Below are 18,386 nucleotides of genomic sequence, written 5' to 3'. Positions count from 1 at the left end.
CTATGACGACGTCGACGACTTGGGTGGATTGGATTGGCGCTTGCGCTCCTGGGCTTGCACGGCTTGCCAGCGGCTCTCGAAGGTGGCATCGAGCTCGCCTTGAGCGCTGGTCACCCGGCATCCGCCTCGGGCCAGTTGATCATCGGGCTGGAGTTTCCAGTTGGCGGCTTCAAGCTCAACCCCGAGGTGCTCTGCGACAATCGCGTGGTCATCAGGGTTTAGCCACAGCCGCTGTTGGCCGACAAGCGGGGGGTCGGTATGCAGTAGCTCGCGTACCAGTGTCAAAATACGCTCGGGCGTTTCATTCAGTGCCTCGGCAGCAAGCTGTTTGCCTGTTGTGGTGGCCAACGCCACCAGATCATGGGCAATGGCGTCGTCAATTTGCGTGAGTGCGTCCGAAAACTGCTTGGCAAGGTTGCCAAGCGGAGTCAAGGTGTCTTTTATTCGCTGAGCGAGTTCCTGCTCGGCCTGCTGGCGGCCTTCCTCAAGGCCTTTTGCAAAGCCCTCTTCATGACCGCTAGCGAGGCCAGCCTGGTAACCGTCAGCTTCGGCTTGCTCGCGTAGTTTGTCGTATTCTGCCTGGCGCGCCTGTTCTTCGCGCCGCTGTGCCTCCTTGGCGGCTTTCTGAGCGGCGTCGATCTTACGCTGGTGGGACGATGCCGACGCTGAGGTCTCATGTTCGCCAGGGCCGGCCGGGCGGAGGAGCTCATCCATCTGCCAGCGCCGCCACTGTTGGTGACGATCGAACTGCGGCGATTGGGTCTCAGACATATTCATCATCTCCTCCTGCCAGGACGATTTCACCCGAATCCGCCAGGCGGCGCACTACCTGAAGAACCGTCTTCTGCTCGGCTTCAACCTGAGACACGCGAATGGGTCCGCGGGCTTCCATGTCCTCGCGGACCAGGTCAGCAGCACGTTGAGACATATTGCGCAGGAACTTGTCCACCAGGGCGTCCTGGGCGCCCTTGAGGGCGATCACCAGCGAATTGGTCTCGACTTCCTGCAGGACCATCTGGATCGCGCGGTTGTCCAGGTCGAGCAAGTTCTCGAACAGGAACATCTCGTCGATAATTTTTTGTGCCAGATCTTCGCTGTGTGAACGTACGGTTTCGATCGCCGTTTCTTCCTGAGACGAATTCATCAGGTTGAGAATTTCCGCTGCCGTTCTTACGCCACCCATTTTGCTGCGCTTGAGGTTCTGGCCATCGAGCATGCTGGAGAGGACCTCGGTCAACTCCTGCAGGGCAGCGGGCTGAACGCCACTGAAGGTGGCGATACGTAATACCACGTCGTTGCGCTGTTTCTCTTCAAATAGTTCAAGCACATCTGACGCCTGGTGACGATCCAGATGGACCAGGATGGTGGCAATGATCTGCGGGTGCTCATCGCGGATGAGTTCGGCGACCATCGAGGCTTCCATCAGGTTGAGCGAGTCGATCCCGGAGGTCTCAGCGCTGCTTTCCAGGATGTCTTCAATCAGGCTGGACGCTCGGTCGCTGCCCAGCGCCTTGGTAAGCACCGAGCGAATATGCTCGCTGGAGTTAAGGTTGAGCGCGACAAACTCTTCCGTCTCTTTATGGAATGCCTCAAGCACCGCTTTCATGTCGTCGTGGGAGACTTGCTGAAGGCGGGTCATTTCCATACTGATTTCCTGGACTTCCGAGGCGTTCATGTACTTGAACACTTCAGCGGCGCTGTCCTCGTCCAGGGCGAGTAACAGGATGGCGCTCTTGCGGGCGCCGCCCATATTGGCAACTACATTACTCATTGGCATTCATCCAGCTGCGCACGATCATCGCTACCATGCGGGGATCCTCTTGCGCCATTTCGCGCAGGTCGTTGAGGTTGTGTTCGTACAGCGATGTCTTGCGCCGGCGTTTCGGCTTTTGGTATGTCTCGTCGGCGTCTTCTTCGTTTTCTACCGACTCATCTTCATCATCCCCAACCCGAGCCTGAACGCCTGCGCCAGGCGTGGCTGTCGACATGACAGGCGATTCGGTATAGCGCTTGATGAGCGGTCTTAGTATCAGCAGGTACAGCAGCAGCGCGGCAAGCGCGACGAGCAGGTAACGGCCCAGCTGCGCTGCCAGCTCAAGAGTCCCCTGACGCTGCCACCACTCGGGCGTTTCACGGGTGTCCTCTTCCATATCGACAAACGGGGTGTTGACCACATCGATTGCGTCACCGCGCGCTTCAGAGAAGCCCATCGACCGGCGCACCAGGCGCTCGATCTGTTGCACTTCCTCGTTCGAGAGAGGCACCTGCTCTGGCTCACCTTCTTCGTTGATGGTTTCACGGTAGTTCACGACAACCGCGGCCGTCAGGCGCTCAACGCGACCCAGCCGGTGTTGAACGTGCTCAATACTGCGGTCAACTTCGTAATTGACGACATCGTCTTGCTGCAGGTTGCGAAGGGCATCTTCAGGGGCTTCTTCGCCGTCTTCGTCACCTTCAGCGTCCTCATCAGGCTGATTGATGGGGGAGGGCGCTGTTCCAGGCGGGGTGTTGCTGAGTGCGCCAGGGATGCCGGAGCTCAGTAGGTTTTCACCGTCATACGACAGGCTTAACTGGCGGCTGCGAACGGCGGCTTCGTTAGGCGGTTGATTGGGGCCGTAGCGTTCAGACGTTTCTTCCCGCTGGGAGAAGTCCACCTGAGCGGCTACCTGAGCGCGCACGTTTTCTTCGCCGAGAATCGGTGTGAGGATGTTCTCGATACGCCGCTGATAAGAACGCTCGACCTCAGCCAGATATTCCAGTTGGCTACCATCAAGGTCATTATTGCCGCCGACGTCTGCCGACAGTAAGCGGCCATTTTGGTTGACCACGGAGACATCTTCGGGCGCCAGCTCAGGCACGCTGCTCGATACCATGTGAATAATGGCGCTAACCTGGCCATCGCCAAGTACGCGCCCGGGCAACAGGGTCAGTACCACCGACGCCTTCGCGGGCTCTCGATCGCGAATAAACACCGAGGGCTTGGCCATCGACAGGTGAACACGAACGCCTTCTACAGGCCCTAATGACTCAATGGAACGGCTTAGCTCACCTTCCAGTCCCCGTTGATAATTGACCTGCTCGGCGAACTGACTGATCCCGAACGCCTGGTTGTCCATGAGTTCCAGGCCAACATTCCCCCCCTGTGGGAGGCCCTGCTCAGCAAGATAGAGGCGCAGAGAGTGCACCTGATCGCCGGGAACCATCAACGCCTGACCGTTGTCGCTGAAGCGATAAGGCACGCCGCGACCATCAAGTTCGGTAATAATGCGGCCGCCGTCCGCCTCATCAAGATTGTTGTACAGCACGCGATAGTCGGGACTGCTTGCCCACATCATCAGGACGGCAATCACGGCAATGGTCGCGGCGCCAGCCACCAGCAGAGCGACAAGCGGATTGCCGCGCAACTGAGACAGCACGCGGTCAGCAAAGGAAGTTTTCGTATTATCATTACCTGCGCCGTCACGAGCTGAGGGCGTGGTAGTGTTCGTCTGACGGCCCGCCGCAGCACCCGCTTCGCTCATGAATCCCTCCCTTGGGACAAGCAAAACAGGTAGCTGCCCAGGCACATCACCATAGAAGGCATAGGCTAAATTCCGTCAATCGCGGTTATCCGCCGAAAAGATGAGGCGTAATTATGATGAACGCCATTATCCGGTGGCTGGGCAACCATAAAGGAACGAAAAGCTTGGCTTTTTGTACGTAATTGTCCGTATGAGCTTTGTCATACTGGTGATAGGCTTCGTACGTTCAGCCATTTTACTGCTTGAGGCGATAACATGAGTACTCCTGCAATACAGGCAACGCTGCAGCAGATGCAGGGGTTGGCCAGCCAGGCGGCAAATCAGCCAATGCAAAGTGGTGCACTTGTCCAGTCGGCAGGGCATGGCAGTTTTGGCGGTGAGCTGCAGGCGTCCATTCAGCGCATCAATCAGCTAAAGCTGGATGCCAACAACAAGGCGAAGGCGTTTCAGGCGGGGGACCCCAACCTCGAATTGGCGGATGTCATGATTGATATGCAGAAGGCGAGTGTTGCCTCTCAGATGGGGTTACAGGTGCGCAATCGCCTGGTGTCAGCCTACCGGGATGTTATGAATATGCAGGTGTAACCCCGTAACGCACTTTGTGCTACGCCTGTTGATTGCGGTCTGTTAGTAGCGGGTTTTTGTGTCAGTGGTTCAAGCTTCCAGCGAGATGAACCGGCCGCGCATTTCCTGTAGCTGTTCGGCAATGCGGATAACTTCCTCGGCAGGAATCTGTCGAATAACGTCACCCGAATCACGATCAACCACACGAGTGATGACCCGCGACAAATCTTCGCTGATTTCAAATTCTATCCCCCGCTCTCGCATCACTTCATTAATGCGCTGGATGGGTTCGACGAGCTCCCCGGCAGTGGGTTCAGCCTGCTGGTTCTCGCTCAGCTGGCTTCCGGGGGCAGAAAGGACCTCTAATGCGTCGTCAAGACGCTGGCGCGGCGACAGCATATTCAACTGAGTCGTCTGAGCGAGGTTGATTGCGTCAATGCTGGATGAGTTCATGGTGCGTATTCCCCTGTTTTTTGTACCTGCCCCCAATGGCCAGCGCTGGTTGATAAGTTCTTCTGGCATGAGGCTTTATTGGAGCGACTTTTAGGCTCTTGCATCTAATACTTACGCTATGTTGATCGGCCCTGCTAACGATAACTTTAGTGTCGGCAAAGCAGTATTGGTGGATAAATTAACTTTGTCACCCTGTTTAGCATAGTCGCGTTTAGGATAGTCGCTAAGCGAAACCTTGCATCGAAGGGTGGCGCATCCTTGTTGTCGTCAGCTTCTGGTATTGTGTAGCGCTTTGCGCATAATCCGCTGAGGCAATGGGAGAGGTAAGGAGAGCATGGTGGCCCTTGAGGAAGAATATGAGCGAGTTGTAAACCCGGTAGCGGTGGCGTCGCTGTTGGATACATTGGTGGAAAGCGGCGGCGCGTCGCTTTGCTTGGAGGGTGATGATCGGCGACCGGAACCGGTCGTGCTGATGGAGCAGCACAAGGGCGAAACCCTGGTATTGGATCTTTCGTCGGTAGATTACCTGCTCGGTCGTCTTCAGCAGGGTGAGGCGTTTTATCTGGTGGGGGAAACGCAAGGTAAGGTGCTGCGCACACCGTTGCTATCGTTGACCGAAACTCGCCGTTCTGGTGGGCGTTTTCTGTGCTGTAGTGATTATCCGTCGTATCTGGACGTACTTCAGCGGCGTGAGGCTTTTCGCGCTGAGCTACGCATTGGCATGCCCGTGGCCGCCAACGTCAGCATGCCAGGCCAGGAGGCTATTCATGGCGAGCTGCGCGACTTATCCCAGCAGGGTTGCCAGTTGGAGCTGCCAATGACGGCAAGCGGCATGCTGTCAACCGCTGAGGGGCCATTGGATATTGCCTTTGAATTTCCCGACGGGACGCACTTTGAGATTCAGGCCTTGGCTCGCCATCAGCGCCCGGACCCGGAGCGAAATTTGCTGCGCGTCGGGTTTTATTTCGGTTCATGCAGTGCCGATCAGGAGCGTCAGGTCTGGTATTTCGTATGTGAAATCGAGCGCGAGTCGGCCCGTTATGCCAAAGAGGATCGTGAGGGGCGTCAGCCATCGCCCTTGTTTACCTCGCCAGCTGGGCGAGTGGGTGCCGGTGAGCATGTCGGGCGACGCGACGTAAAGCGCTATGCCACGCCCATGGCTCGCCGCCTGGTCAAGGTTGCCGCTTTCCTGGATGGGCAAATGCTGTCGCTGCAGCAAGGAAGCGATATCGACTCGCGCCAGCTTTCCTTATACGCCGACCGGTTGATGGGGCTGCATGAAGAGGATCGTGAATCGCTGCTTTTCGCTTGTCGGTGTCTGTCGCCCGAGCCGCTGCTGGTTCGCCATGGTATTGCCGTGGCGGTTCACTTGCTGGATTTGGTAGGCGCTGGTATGCCCCGCGATGTGCGCAAAGCGGTCGTGGCAAGCGGCCTGGTTCATGATCTGGGAAAGGCGCTGGTGCCTCAGGTGTTGTTCAAGGCGGCTCACTTCGAGGCGACGCATCGCCAGGCATTGAGCGAACACGTTTCGCTTGTGTTAGAGCGATTGGAGAGTTGCCAGTGGCTGTCTCAGAGTGTTGCGTCTGCCGTGATCGGCGGTATCAACGAGCGCATGGACGGTAGCGGCTATCCAGACGGTGTGTCGGGAGAATCGTTGAACGAGCTTGCCAAGGCCAGCGCCATTGTGGATGTCGCGGAAGCCCTGCGGCGCGACCGAAGTGATCGTCCCGCGAAAACGGCACAGCAAATTTACCGCCATCTGTTGACCCATTCCCAACAGTTTGACCCACACTGGATCAAGCGTTATGTGGGGCACTTTAAGTCCTTGCCGGTTGGCGCCTTGGTGCGCTTTTCCAGTGAGCAGCTGGCGTGGGTATTGCGTATTGATGAGGAGGGTGATCTCACGGAGGTTCAGCTGGCGACGTCAGCGAATGCACCGATGCGCGATAACCTGGGTGAGACAATACGCGGTAATGTTGTCGAGAAGCTGGGGCGTCCGGTGAGCGAAGTGGCCGTCTCGACATAGCCATGGCGTTGACAGAGGGCTTACGAGCGCCAGACAAAGAAAAACACCTTGAAGCACTAAAGTCGCTTTGGCGCTCGCCGATAATCAATTAAGGCAGGCATTCCCAGCGATATGCTTGATGCTTGCCGGTAATTTGCTTAGTGGCTGGCCGCATCCGGTCGCCACGGGATGAGGAGTAGCACGTATGACGTACTCGCGCGGTGCAGCCGCCTATGGCCGAGGAGCCAATGCGTATGCAAGGGTTGGCGTTGAAAGCGGCGTGATGTCGGCTGATCCCCATCAGCTGATCGTTATGCTTTTTGATGGTGCGCAAGCCGCCATTCGCGCCGCCCGTATCCATATGCAGGCGGGTAACTCGGCTGAGAAAGGGCGGTCCATTTCGAAAGCGCTTGATATCGTCAACAATGGCCTGGCGGCGGCACTTGATCGCGAGCAGGGCGGCGATATTGCAGAGCAACTAGGCGCTTTGTACAACTATATTGCACGCCTGTTGTTGACAGCTAATTTGCGCAATGACGAAGCGAGCTTGGACGAAGCCGAGCGGCTGCTTGAGGATATTGCCTCTGCATGGCGCGAAATTGGCCAACAGCAATCTGCATGAGGCACTAATGGCGGCTTCCACCACGACGCGAGATGACGCGCAACAGACGCTCATTGATACCTATACAGCGCTACTCGACAGCGTTATGTATATGCACGAACTGGCCGATAATGATCAGTGGGCAGAGTTGATCGATCAGCGGACTCACTATGTCCTGCTGGTTGAAAAGTTGCGCGAGCTGGACTCCTCGGTGACGCTCGAGTCTTCTGCGCAGCAGCGTAAAGCAGAGCTGCTGGAAGCGATTCTGGAGCAGGACGTGGAGATCCGTCGGCAGCTTATTGCCCGTCGTGATGAGTTGGGGCGGTTAATCAATGTGTCTCAACGTCAGCGCAATTTACACCGTGCCTATGCGCCACAGCAGGCAGGTGGTAATGAGCTTGGCGGTAATGATGACCAGGCGCCGAGGTCGTCGTGAGTACCATTAATCCGCTGATCGATACCCTGCTTCATCAGGTGCTGGGGCGCCGGGGCGATGTGTCGAACCAGCGGTTAATGGATCAGCCGATTAAACCGGTAGTGCCGGGTGAAGGCCCGCGCGCCCTGATGGGGGATGCGCGGCTGGATGGACGTGACCCTGCTTCTACAGCGCTGCGTGATACAGCACTACGGGATATGAGGGGTTTGCCGTCTCAGCTTGACGGCGGGCGACAGCCTCAGCGAGGTGATGCTCAGGCATTGCCGCCTGGCTCAACTCAGACCCACTTTAGCCCAGCGGCACGCAGTATTGCGGATGTATTGCTTCGCTTTCCCGCGCCACCCACCGTCATGCGTGCCGAAGCGCCGTTGATGAATGCGGCCGAGTCACCATCATCGACACAGTTGGCGGCGCGGCTTGAAGCCAGCGTGCGGGACAGTGGCCTGTTTTACGAGGCACATCTCAAACGCTGGTTTCAAGGTGAGGCCAATCGGCAGCAGCTATTGAGAGAGCCGCAAATGCAGCCTGGTCCGCGCGCCTCGGTACCAACGCCTTTGGCGTCGACAGCGCTGGGTGCAGGTCTGGTGCCGCAAGGTGGTGGGAGTGGAATATCGTCATCCGGTATGGTGCCCGGCGCCACCTCGCCATTGCTGGTAGCGCCACCGCCGCCGGGTAACGCCGCTATCCTACCCAACACATCGTTAATACCTGCAGCCAGTGAATCTGCGGCGGCGCGTGCCCCGGTGGTTAACACACCCGCTACGATTCAGTCGCCGGTGGGCAGTCCAGGAACATTTAACACGGCTGAACTCGCCCCCCATGCGAAAGAGTCGCCACAAGCGAACATTGATGCGCGTTTGGCCCGCGACACCACCCTGGATGTCATGCCCAATCGCCAGCCACGCGAAGTGGTGCATGAAAGTCTGCAAAGCTTGGTGCGTCAACAGCTTGAAATGCTGGTGACACCCACGATCCGGTGGGAAGGTGACGTGTGGGCGGGTATTTTCATGGCGCTGGCGATTAATCTGCCGACACGCGGGCAGCATCAGGAAGACGGCGAAGAGCAGCGGTCGTCTGATGATAGCTGGCAGTCCGACATGCAGCTTGATGTGCCTGGTTTTGGTGCTTTTAGCGTGTCACTGCGACTGTATCGAGGTGTCTTGAACATCGACTTAACCGCCAGTGAAGCGCAAGTGCATCAACGCCTTGAGGCCGGCGTTCCTGCGCTTGAGTCGCGTCTGGAGGCGCTGGATCTGCGCAAGGTTCAGGTGCGTGCACGCTACGTCGAGGAGGCCCCGGATGTCTTCGGATGAATCGCGGCGTCAAGCGGTGGCGTTGGCTTATCAGGATCATGAACGAGCGCCACGGGTAGTGGCCAAGGGCTATGGCGATCTGGCCGAACGCATCATGGCCGAGGCACAGCGTCAGGGTATTTATGTGCATGATGCGCCGGAGCTTGTCGCGCTATTGATGCAACTGGATTTGGATGCAGAGATTCCTGCCAACCTGTATCAGGTGATTGCTGAACTGTTGGTATGGGTATTTGAATTGTCGGAGGCTGGGCTACACAAGCGTGAGAAGGCTGAGTAGCCAATGTAAACGTGGTATGCAACCATGAAGTTTGGGTCAGTATGAAAAAATCACTCATGGCGCCATTACCACCCTAATAGAGGCGTCAGTTTCGTCCGATAGGCCACTATGAGTCAAACCAGCTTTCTCGATGAAATACAAGAAATCAATTTAGCGTACTTGCTGCTCGCACAGCGCTTGTTGAGTGAAGACCGTGAGGCCGCAATGTTCCGTCTGAAAATCGACGGTGAGGTGGCGGATCTTATCCTATCGCTCAATGCTCGGCAGCTGACGAAGCTGTCGCGGACCAACCAGTTGATTTGCCGGTTCGGTCAGGCAAGCGTCGAGCGATTGAAGCAGGTGACAGCCAATCCGCGTGATCAAGGCCTCGCAAGCCTGCATGCGTCACTGCTGCTGGCTGGTGAGGAGTACGAGTCGATGCCGCCGGAGGACAGCACGTGAGTCAAAAAAGCTTGGTAGACGAAATGCACCAGGTGCAGCTCGCTATTGAGCTGATTGAACTTGGGGCAAGGCTGCAGGTATTGGAGACGGAGACAGAGCTAAGTCGCACACGTCTCATCAAGCTGTACAAAGAGGTAAGAGGGATGTCGCCGCCAAAAGGCATGCTGCCGTTTTCAACCGACTGGTTCATTACCTGGCTGCCCAATATCCACTCCTCTTTATTTTACAACATTTATACCAGCTTGGTGGAAGAAGCTGACTGTGAGCGGATTGATGCCTTCGTGAAGGCCTATCGGCTATACGGCGAGCAGATTGATGTTGAGGGCGTAGAGCCGGTGTTGGGGCTGACGCGCGCCTGGACGCTGGTACGTTTTTTTGAGAGCGACTTGCTCCAGCTGACGCCGTGTACCCGTTGCGGAGGTCGTTTTGTTGCTCACGCTCATAACCCGATGCACGACTATGTCTGCGGCATTTGCCAACCGCCCTCCCGGGCCGGCAAAACGCGGCAGATGTGTAAATCGGCATCAAACATAACGTGATTTTTTGACGTAACGGGTCGCCGTTGGTTCCGTTATAGACCATTGAAATAGTGAAGGACACTGCCTGTGCTGATCCTCTTAGGTTACATCGTCGTATTACTGTCGGTATTTGGTGGCTACGTGCTGGCGGGGGGCAGCATGGGTCCCCTGTTTCAGCCGCTTGAGTTGTTGATGATCGGCGGTGCCGGGGTAGGGGCTTTTCTTGCTGCCAACAACGGCAAAGCGATCAAGGCCACCTTCAAAATCATGCCCAAGCTGAAGCGTACGAAAAAGTACAACAAAGCCATGTACATGGAGTTGATGGCGCTGCAGTACAAGCTGCTTTCCAAGGTTCGTCGTGAAGGCATGCTGGGGATAGAGCGAGATATCGATAACCCCCAGGAAAGCCCGCTGTTTCAAGAGCACCCTACGGTGTTGGCAGATCCTCATATCATGAACTTCCTTACCGATTATCTGCGCCTGATGGTCAGCGGCGGCATGGAGCCCATGGAGATTGATGAGCTGATGCTGCATGAAATTGAGGCCTTCGAACAGGAAGCTCACATCCCTATCGACGCGATTTCCAAGGTCGGCGATGCGATGCCTGCCTTTGGCATCGTGGCGGCGGTAATGGGCGTGGTGAAAGCGCTGACTTATGCTGATGCCGGCCCAGAGCAGATGGGGGAGATGATCGCCCACGCGCTGGTGGGTACCTTCCTTGGGATTCTGCTGGGTTACGGGTTTATCAACCCGGTAGCCAGCACGATCGATCGGCAGGCGAAAGAAGCGGAAAAAATGCTCCAGTGTGTTCGCGTGACGCTTCTGGCGAGCCTGCATGGCTATGCCCCTCAGCTGGCGGTGGAATTTGGCAGGAAGGCACTGCACAGCACTGAGCGTCCTACCTTCAACGAGCTGGAAGACTACGTACGCGACGCGAAAAAGGCTGGTAGTGCATGAGTGCGGCGGGAGATAAGCGGCCGATCATTATTCGGCGCAAGAAAGTCGTGCATGCGCACCACGGTGGCGCATGGAAAATAGCCCTCGCCGACTTCATGACTGCACTGATGGCGCTGTTTCTGGTGCTATGGATACTCAGCGTGTCCAGCGAGGAAGAGCGCCAAGGCGTCGCTGAATATTTCAGTACACCTTTGACGACCGCTATTACCGGTGGTGACCGCTCCGGAAGTACGAGTGCGATTCCTGGCGGCGGCCCTGATCCAACGCACAGCGATGGTGAACGCGCACGCATTGATTTAAAGCAGGCAACGCGGCCTAGCGTGCAGGAGCGACGCTTTTTCATGGATGTCCAGGAGCGTATCGAGCGCGCGATTGAGCTCGATCCTGAACTACGCGAGTTGCGCTCACAGCTGCGTTTTGACCTGACTCGCGAAGGCCTGCGTATTCAGGTGCTGGATACCGAGCAGCGACCCATGTTCGAGTTGGGCAGCGACCAGGTGGCACCCTATATGCGTAATCTGCTGCGAACCATTGCGCCGCTGCTCAATGAGCTGCCCAACGACCTGAGTATCGGGGGGCACACGGATAACGTGCCTTATGCCGGTGGCTATCGAGGCTATAGCAATTGGGAGCTGTCGAATGACCGGGCCAACGCCTCCCGCCGAGAGTTGGTTGCGGGAGGACTTGATCCGGGTCAACTGTTGCGTGTTTCCGGCTATGCAGACCGGGTGCTGCTGCCCGACACTGCACCCGACGACCCGATCAATCGACGCATTGAGTTGATTGTGTTGTTACCCGAAATTGCCGAGGCCATTCGCAATCCGGTGGTGATGGAAACCGATGTTTCCACGGTGCTATCAGAAACTGCGGAAGACGCAATTGGTGTACCTGAAGAGGCGACTCCAGCGGAAAACCCAGAGCAAGCGATAGACCCAGAACAGCCAGACTTAGAACAAGAGACAACGAGCGCCGAATAACGCTGCGCTTGTGCTAACACTTTGACGTGAAGGTAGGGGATGGTGCATGGATATAGCCGATTTTTTTGACACCTTTTTTGAAGAGGCAGAAGAGCTGCTCGCGGATATGGAGCAGCATCTGCTAGAGATTGATGTGGATAATCCTGACAGCGAGCAGCTCGACGCTATTTTTCGTGCCGCACATTCGATTAAAGGTGGCGCAGGCACTTTCGGATTTGGCGTTCTGCAAAACACCACACACATCATGGAAAATCTTCTGGATTACGCGCGTAAAGGGGAGCTAGCGCTGCGGGCTGACCTCGTTGATACATTTTTAGAGGCCAAAGACATTATGCACGAGCAATTAAATGCCTATCGCAACGAGGAAGAGCCTGACCAAGAAACGTATGAACGAATTTGCCAAACGTTACAGCAGATAGCCCTTGAAGAGATTGGCCAGTCCCTCGAAGCGCCTGCTGAAACAACATCGTCGGCGAGCACTCCGGCGGCGTCAACCGAAGAGGCATCCGCTGACGGTTTGTCTGCAGATGAAGCACCACAGGCGAACAGCACCGGCCAGTTGAAAGTGGCGCTGATCAATGTGGATGACAAGGATCGCCTACTGCTGGTTGAAGAGCTGGAGCAACTAGGCGATATCGAGTCCCAGTCGGGCGACGATAAGCGCTACGAAGTCGTGCTCAGTGGTAGCGTAAGCGCTGACGATATTGAAGCGGTCATGTGCTTTATTATCGAGCCCGATCAAATTGATATCCAGCCGGTTGCAACTGGCGAGGTGAAAGCAGACGCGTCAGCAGGGCAGCCTGAAGCCAAGCCACCCACCGAGCAAGAAACGTCGGCACCAGCAACTGAACAAAAAGCGTCGCCGCCGGCACCTGCCAAGGCCGAGGCTGGCGATGGGCAGGCCAAGGGCAAAGCGAAGAAAGCGGCCTCCGAATCCTCGTCGATACGTGTATCGGTGGACAAGGTCGATCAGATTATCAATCTCGTTGGTGAGCTGATCATCACCCAGTCGATGCTCGATCAAACGGTCAGCGACCTGGGTGAGCAGTCGGGTGTCAACAGTTCGCTGCAAAGCGGCATGAGCCTGTTACAGCGCAATGCCCGGGACCTGCAGGAATCGGTCATGTCGATCCGCATGATTCCCATGGAGTTTGTGTTTAGCCGTTTCCCAAGGGTCGTACGCGATACCGCCGGTAAGCTGGGCAAGGAGATCGAGCTTGTCACCGAAGGCAAATCCACCGAACTGGATAAAAGCCTGGTAGAACGAATTACCGATCCGTTAACCCATCTGGTACGCAACAGCCTTGATCATGGCATTGAAATGCCCGATGTGCGCGAGTCGATCGGCAAACCGCGCACCGGCAAGCTGACCCTGGCTGCCCGCCATCAGGGCGGCAACATCCTGATTGAAGTGCGTGACGACGGCGCTGGCCTTGATCGCGACCGCCTGCTTGCCAAAGCCAAGGAAAACGGCCTGAATGTATCCGACACAATGTCGGATGAAGAGGTTTATCAGCTGATTTTCGCACCGGGTTTCTCCACCGCCAACGAAGTCACCGATGTATCGGGGCGTGGCGTCGGTATGGACGTGGTGAAACGCAACATCCAGGGCATGGGCGGGCGTGTCGAGATCCAATCCAAAAAAGGTGAGGGCACCGTCACGAGTATCGTGTTACCCCTGACACTGGCCATTCTGGACGGCATGTCGATTAAAGTGGGGGGGGAAACCTTTATCCTGCCGCTTTCCACCGTGTTGGAGTCTTTGCAGCCCAATAAAGATGACATGTATGCCATGGCGGGTGACGACGTCGTACTCAAGGTGCGCGACGAATACCTGCCAGTGATCGCCATTCACGAAGTGATGGACGTCGAAAATGCCATTACCGACCCGACCAAAAGCATTGCGGTGATTGTGCAAGGTGAGGGACGTCGCTATGCCATGCTGGTCGATGAGCTGGTTGGCCAGCAGCAGGTAGTGGTCAAGAACCTGGAAGATAACTACCGCAAAGTGCCTGGCATCTCTGCGGCCACCATTCTCGGCGACGGTAGCGTAGCCCTGATTCTGGATATTTCCGGCTTGCATCGACTGAGCCGGGCAAAAAAAGAGGCTGCAAAACCAGCCAAAACGCAAACCATGTCTTTTTACAAGGAGTCTGAACCGTCATGAGCCAAGCAAACGATAGGGCGGTCCTCGCGACTGAAGCGGATAACAGCGAATTTCTGGTGTTCTCGCTAGGTGACGAAGAGTACGCCATCGATATTCTGAAAGTTCAGGAAATTCGCGGCTACGAGAACGTAACGCGCATTGCCAACGCACCTGACTTCATTAAAGGGGTGACCAACTTGCGCGGCGTGATCGTGCCGATCGTCGACCTGCGCATCAAGTTCCACCTCGAAAATGTCGAGTACGGCGGCCAAACCGTGGTGATCGTTGTCAACGTGGCTGACCGGATTGTGGGTATTGTGGTTGACGGCGTATCCGATGTCATGACGCTGACGCCCGACCAGATCAAGCCTGCCCCCGAGTTTGGCGTCACTCTGTCTTCCGATTTCCTTAGCGGACTCGGCAGCCTTGACGATCGCATGCTGGTGATCGTCGATATCGACAAACTGCTTACCAGCGAAGAGATGGCCTTGGTGGACGGCGCCAGCCAGAGTTAAAGAAAGTTGACGCACAGGGAAGAGTGTCCAGGGATCATGCGGTCAGCGCCCTCACCGCAATGGAGTGAGGGGGCGCTTCTGGCGATAAGGAGTGCGGTAGGTGGGGCAGGTGATACGGCAAGTAATGAATAACATGACCGTCCGGCTGAGTTGGGGACTGGTGCTGGTGACGCTGTCGACGATGGTGCTGGTGGCGTGTGGTATCGGCCTTTATGCTCTCCATCATGGGGCAGATATCGTGCAAAACAGTAGCGATCTAGCCGCCCAGCAGCAGGCGTTTACAGCGTTCGCCGAGCAAATACGCTGGAGTCTCCTAGCCGTGGTGCTGGTGACGCTCACCACGGTAGTGGCAGTGGTTTGGGGGGTGGCAGCGAATGTGCTGCGTCCTTTGGACAATCTGGTGGGTTACTTCGAACGCATGGCAAAAGGCGACTTAAACCAGCAGATTACCGCGCCTGGTAATAACGAAATTGGTCGTCTTTACGTTGCGATGGCCCATATGCAAGCGTCGCTGTCGCAAACGGTGGGTGTCGTCCGTACCAGTGGTGCGTCAATTTTTGAGCGCTCGCAACAGATCGCCAGTGGCAACAACGATCTTTCATCACGCACTGAGCAACAGGCGTCCTCATTGGAGGAAACTGCTTCCAGCATGGAGCAGCTTGCCTCAACCGTTGGCCATAATGCGGATAACGCCCGCCAGGCAAGTCAACTGGCGGAAAATGCCACCCTGACGGCACGGCGCAGCGGCGAAGAAGTTGGCGAGATCGTCGATACCATGCAGGACATCAGCGCCAGCTCGCACCAGGTCGCCGATATCATTACCCTTATTGATAATATCGCCTTCCAGACGAATATTCTGGCGCTAAACGCGTCCGTAGAAGCGGCGCGGGCTGGCGAGCATGGTAGAGGGTTTGCGGTGGTTGCACAGGAAGTTCGCAGTCTCGCCAGTCGAAGCGCCAGTGCGGCTAAGGATATTCGAACCCTGATCGACACCTCGTTGAGCAAAGTCGATGTTGGTACTGAGCGGGTCAATCAGGCCGGTAAGACAATGCAGGACCTGGTGGCCGCCGTGCAGCGGGTCAGCGACATCATGGACGAAATTGCGGCTGCTTCCGAAGAGCAGAGCAATGGTATCGGTCAGGTTAACCAGGCCGTGGCGCAAATGGATCAAGTGGTTCAGCAAAATGCCGAGTTGGTGCAACAAGCCGCCTTCAGTGCGAACGAGTTGGAAGACGAAGCCGGGCGACTGCGCGAAGCCGTTGAACGTTTTCGTGTTGCCGAGTCGCAGACGGCTTCCGCAAGCAAGCCACGCGCAGCCACTTCGCTGCCCGCTCAGTCCCCCCGTCCTGCCGCGCCAGCTTCAGCAGCAACAGCGGATGAATGGGAAGCGTTTTAAACACTAAAGACGTACTGCAAACGCGCTCAAGTCAGCGGGTTTCAAGCCGATAGTATAAAAGCTGGAGTCAATAGCACTTCGACCAGAGGCATGCCGCTCTATCAGGCGGTGTGCCTCTGGTGCCAGCAGTCGGTTGTGTTTCAGACTCACCGTGTCGTGCAACCCCCGTTGGCTGACAAGTAGGCGGGTCAAGGCTTTGTAGAGGAGTGGCGCATATTTTGACCGAGCAACGTGAACGAGTCGACATCGGCCAATGGGCATCCGGCAGCCAGATCGAGCGCGACCTGGAACTGACGGATGCCGATTTTACCCGTGTACGTGAGTTGATTTATCAGCGCGCAGGCATTGTGCTGGCCGAGCACAAGCGCGAAATGGTCTATAGCCGTTTAGCGAAACGGTTACGTCACCACGGGATGACTCGGTTTGGCGACTACCTCGCGCGCCTTGAGCGTCAGCCGGATGCTAAAGAGTGGGAAGCGTTTACCAATGCGCTAACCACCAACCTCACGGCCTTTTTCCGTGAGGCCCACCACTTTCCGCTGCTGGCTGAGCATATAAAGGACAAGCAGGGGCCTGTATCGGTGTGGTGTTCGGCTGCGTCCACCGGTGAAGAGCCTTACTCGATTGCCATGACGCTGCTCGAAACGCTGGGCGGACGAGCTTCCCAGTCCAGCGTCATCGCGACGGATATTGACACTGACGCCCTGAACAAAGCGCGTAAGGGCGTCTATCCCCAGGAACAGGTGCGCAAGCTTGAAGAGGCGCGGGTAAAGCGTTTCTTCCAGAAGGGCACCGGCAACCATCTCGGGCTGGCCCGCGTGCGACCTGAAGTATCTTCGCTGGTCGAGTTTATGCCCATGAACCTGCTGGCGCCCCAGTGGCCTGTCAAAGGCCCTTTTGACGTGATCTTTTGCCGGAATATCATGATTTATTTTGATAAAGACACCCAGGCAAAAATTCTTAAACGTTTCGCGCCCCTGCTCAAGCCCGACGGCCTTCTGTTTGCCGGTCACTCGGAGAATTTTTCCTACATCAGCGATGCTTTCAAGCTACGTGGGCAAACAGTTTATACCCTGGCAAACAAATAAAACGCCAACGTGCCTTAGTGCGGCAAACGGCTTGACGGATAAGGAGGCGTGCTTTGAGTGCAGCCAAAATAAAAGTGTTATGTGTTGACGACTCGGCGCTGATTCGCGACCTGTTGACGGAAATTATCAATACCCAACCCGATATGGAAGTTGTGGCGGTAGCGCCTGATCCGATTGCCGCCCGCGACCTTATCAAGCAGCATAATCCGGATGTCCTGACGCTTGATGTTGAAATGCCGCGCATGGACGGGCTGGACTTTCTCGAGCGCCTGATGCGTCTGCGTCCGATGCCGGTATTGATGGTATCGTCACTGACCCAAAGCGGTTCGGAAATCACCCTGCGGGCGTTGGAGCTTGGGGCGCTGGACTTTGTTGCCAAGCCCAGTTTGGGTATTCGCAGCGGGATGATGGATTACGCCAACGAGATTGCCGAAAAACTGCGTGCGGCGGCGCGTTCTCGCCCTCGCCAGGCGCGGCATAAAAATACCCCGCCGCCTGCCCAACTCAAAGCGCCCATGGTATCGAGTGAGAAGCTGATTATTATCGGCGCTTCCACTGGCGGTACCGAAGCAATCAGGGCAGTGCTCGAACCGCTACCCGCCAACGCGCCGGCGATTTTAATTACCCAGCACATGCCGGGTGGGTTTACGCGTTCGTTTGCGGAGCGGCTGGACCGGCTATGTCGCATTACCGTCAAGGAAGCCACCGACGGCGAGCGTGTGCTGCCCGGCCACGCCTATATTGCCCCCGGAGACCAGCACCTCAAACTGGCGCGCAGCGGTGCCAACTACGTCGCCCGGCTTGACGACGGACCACCGGTCAATCGCCACCGCCCCTCGGTGGATGTGCTATTTCACTCTGCCGCCGACCAGGCCGGCAAAAACGCCATTGGCGTGATTCTTACCGGCATGGGCAAAGATGGAGCCGCCGGGCTACTTGAAATGCGTCAGGCCGGTTCGGCGACCATTGCCCAGGACGAACAAAGTTGTGTGGTCTTTGGTATGCCCCGCGAGGCTATTGCCATGGGCGGAGCCGTCGATGTCACGCCGTTGGATGAAGTACCCGCGCGACTGATGTCGTTGATTGCCTCGTCCGGGCGTGCGCAGCGGGTATAAAGAAAACGTATAACGGAAGCGTGAAACGCAAATAAAGGGCAGCGTTAGCTGCAAGGGAAGGGA

At 56.6% G+C, this 18,386-nt stretch carries 19 protein-coding genes; 15 read left to right on the top strand and 4 right to left on the bottom strand.

The features are described from left to right. The 3 genes from QC816_RS14880 to fliF are packed head-to-tail and all read right to left on the bottom strand — an operon-like array spanning position 1 to position 3,521. Positions 1–771, bottom strand: coding sequence for a flagellar assembly protein FliH (locus QC816_RS14880; protein WP_085917696.1), 771 nt, complete (start codon positions 769–771; stop codon positions 1–3). After that, positions 764–1,771 carry a flagellar motor switch protein FliG gene (fliG, locus tag QC816_RS14875; protein WP_085917554.1) on the bottom strand — a complete coding sequence of 336 codons (1,008 nt, stop codon included), beginning with the start codon at positions 1,769–1,771 and terminating at the stop codon, positions 764–766. Before fliG ends, QC816_RS14880 begins: the two co-directional genes overlap by 8 nt. Next, entirely contained in the window at positions 1,764–3,521 is a 1,758-nt protein-coding gene (gene fliF / locus QC816_RS14870) for a flagellar basal-body MS-ring/collar protein FliF (protein WP_309783038.1), read from the bottom strand. The genes fliG and fliF overlap by 8 nt, the downstream gene beginning before the upstream one ends. Before the next feature lie 255 nt (positions 3,522–3,776). Here fliF and fliE point away from each other — a divergent pair, with 255 nt between their 5' ends. Then, positions 3,777–4,106 (top strand): flagellar hook-basal body complex protein FliE, encoded by a 330-nt coding sequence (gene fliE, locus QC816_RS14865; RefSeq protein WP_066318923.1) that lies wholly within the window; start codon positions 3,777–3,779, stop codon positions 4,104–4,106. A 69-nt stretch (positions 4,107–4,175) separates the two neighbouring features. Here fliE and QC816_RS14860 read toward each other — a convergent pair whose 3' ends face one another. Further along, the gene (locus tag QC816_RS14860; RefSeq protein ID WP_253026293.1) at positions 4,176–4,538 is read right to left on the bottom strand and encodes a flagellar protein FlaG; all 363 of its coding nucleotides are present in this window, start codon (positions 4,536–4,538) and stop codon (positions 4,176–4,178) included. A 334-nt stretch (positions 4,539–4,872) separates the two neighbouring features. Here QC816_RS14860 and QC816_RS14855 point away from each other — a divergent pair, with 334 nt between their 5' ends. From QC816_RS14855 to QC816_RS14790, 14 genes are all read left to right on the top strand, one after another. Next, a complete protein-coding gene (locus QC816_RS14855; RefSeq protein WP_309783035.1) occupies positions 4,873–6,564 on the top strand; it encodes an HD domain-containing phosphohydrolase in 1,692 nt (563 codons plus the stop codon). 184 nt (positions 6,565–6,748) lie between these two features. Then, positions 6,749–7,165, top strand: coding sequence for a flagellar export chaperone FliS (gene fliS, locus QC816_RS14850; protein WP_085917558.1), 417 nt, complete (start codon positions 6,749–6,751; stop codon positions 7,163–7,165). Between the two features lie 7 nt (positions 7,166–7,172). Next, the gene (locus QC816_RS14845) at positions 7,173–7,580 is read left to right on the top strand and encodes a flagellar protein FliT (protein ID WP_264825289.1); all 408 of its coding nucleotides are present in this window, start codon (positions 7,173–7,175) and stop codon (positions 7,578–7,580) included. Then, complete coding sequence (fliK, locus tag QC816_RS14840; protein ID WP_199284414.1) at positions 7,577–8,893, top strand: flagellar hook-length control protein FliK; 1,317 nt, start codon at positions 7,577–7,579, stop codon at positions 8,891–8,893. The genes QC816_RS14845 and fliK overlap by 4 nt, the downstream gene beginning before the upstream one ends. Further along, positions 8,880–9,170 carry an EscU/YscU/HrcU family type III secretion system export apparatus switch protein gene (locus tag QC816_RS14835; protein ID WP_066318940.1) on the top strand — a complete coding sequence of 97 codons (291 nt, stop codon included), beginning with the start codon at positions 8,880–8,882 and terminating at the stop codon, positions 9,168–9,170. The genes fliK and QC816_RS14835 overlap by 14 nt, the downstream gene beginning before the upstream one ends. A 108-nt stretch (positions 9,171–9,278) precedes the next feature. After that, entirely contained in the window at positions 9,279–9,611 is a 333-nt protein-coding gene (gene flhD, locus QC816_RS14830) for a flagellar transcriptional regulator FlhD (RefSeq protein WP_085917562.1), read from the top strand. Then, on the top strand, positions 9,608–10,150 hold the full coding sequence (gene flhC / locus QC816_RS14825; protein WP_199284415.1) for a flagellar transcriptional regulator FlhC: 543 nt from the start codon (positions 9,608–9,610) through the stop codon (positions 10,148–10,150). The genes flhD and flhC overlap by 4 nt, the downstream gene beginning before the upstream one ends. A 66-nt stretch (positions 10,151–10,216) precedes the next feature. Next, on the top strand, positions 10,217–11,086 hold the full coding sequence (gene motA, locus QC816_RS14820; RefSeq protein ID WP_085917564.1) for a flagellar motor stator protein MotA: 870 nt from the start codon (positions 10,217–10,219) through the stop codon (positions 11,084–11,086). Beyond that, positions 11,083–12,063 (top strand): flagellar motor protein MotB, encoded by a 981-nt coding sequence (gene motB / locus QC816_RS14815; RefSeq protein WP_199284417.1) that lies wholly within the window; start codon positions 11,083–11,085, stop codon positions 12,061–12,063. Before motA ends, motB begins: the two co-directional genes overlap by 4 nt. 46 nt (positions 12,064–12,109) lie before the next feature. Beyond that, positions 12,110–14,230, top strand: a complete 2,121-nt coding sequence (cheA, locus tag QC816_RS14810; RefSeq protein WP_085917566.1) for a chemotaxis protein CheA — start codon at positions 12,110–12,112, stop codon at positions 14,228–14,230. Then, complete coding sequence (gene cheW / locus QC816_RS14805) at positions 14,227–14,724, top strand: chemotaxis protein CheW (RefSeq protein WP_066318954.1); 498 nt, start codon at positions 14,227–14,229, stop codon at positions 14,722–14,724. The genes cheA and cheW overlap by 4 nt, the downstream gene beginning before the upstream one ends. Positions 14,725–14,848: 124 nt before the next feature. Continuing rightward, positions 14,849–16,120, top strand: a complete 1,272-nt coding sequence (locus tag QC816_RS14800; protein ID WP_199284418.1) for a methyl-accepting chemotaxis protein — start codon at positions 14,849–14,851, stop codon at positions 16,118–16,120. A gap of 218 nt (positions 16,121–16,338) precedes the next feature. Continuing rightward, entirely contained in the window at positions 16,339–17,208 is an 870-nt protein-coding gene (locus QC816_RS14795; protein ID WP_085917698.1) for a CheR family methyltransferase, read from the top strand. Positions 17,209–17,261: 53 nt separating this feature from the next. Continuing rightward, positions 17,262–18,323, top strand: a complete 1,062-nt coding sequence (locus tag QC816_RS14790) for a protein-glutamate methylesterase/protein-glutamine glutaminase (protein WP_085917567.1) — start codon at positions 17,262–17,264, stop codon at positions 18,321–18,323. Positions 18,324–18,386 lie beyond the last annotated feature (63 nt).

The sequence above is a fragment of the Vreelandella janggokensis genome (assembly GCF_031451615.1).
GTDB lineage: Bacteria > Pseudomonadota > Gammaproteobacteria > Pseudomonadales > Halomonadaceae > Vreelandella > Vreelandella janggokensis.
This window is presented reverse-complemented; position numbering and strand designations above follow the sequence as displayed.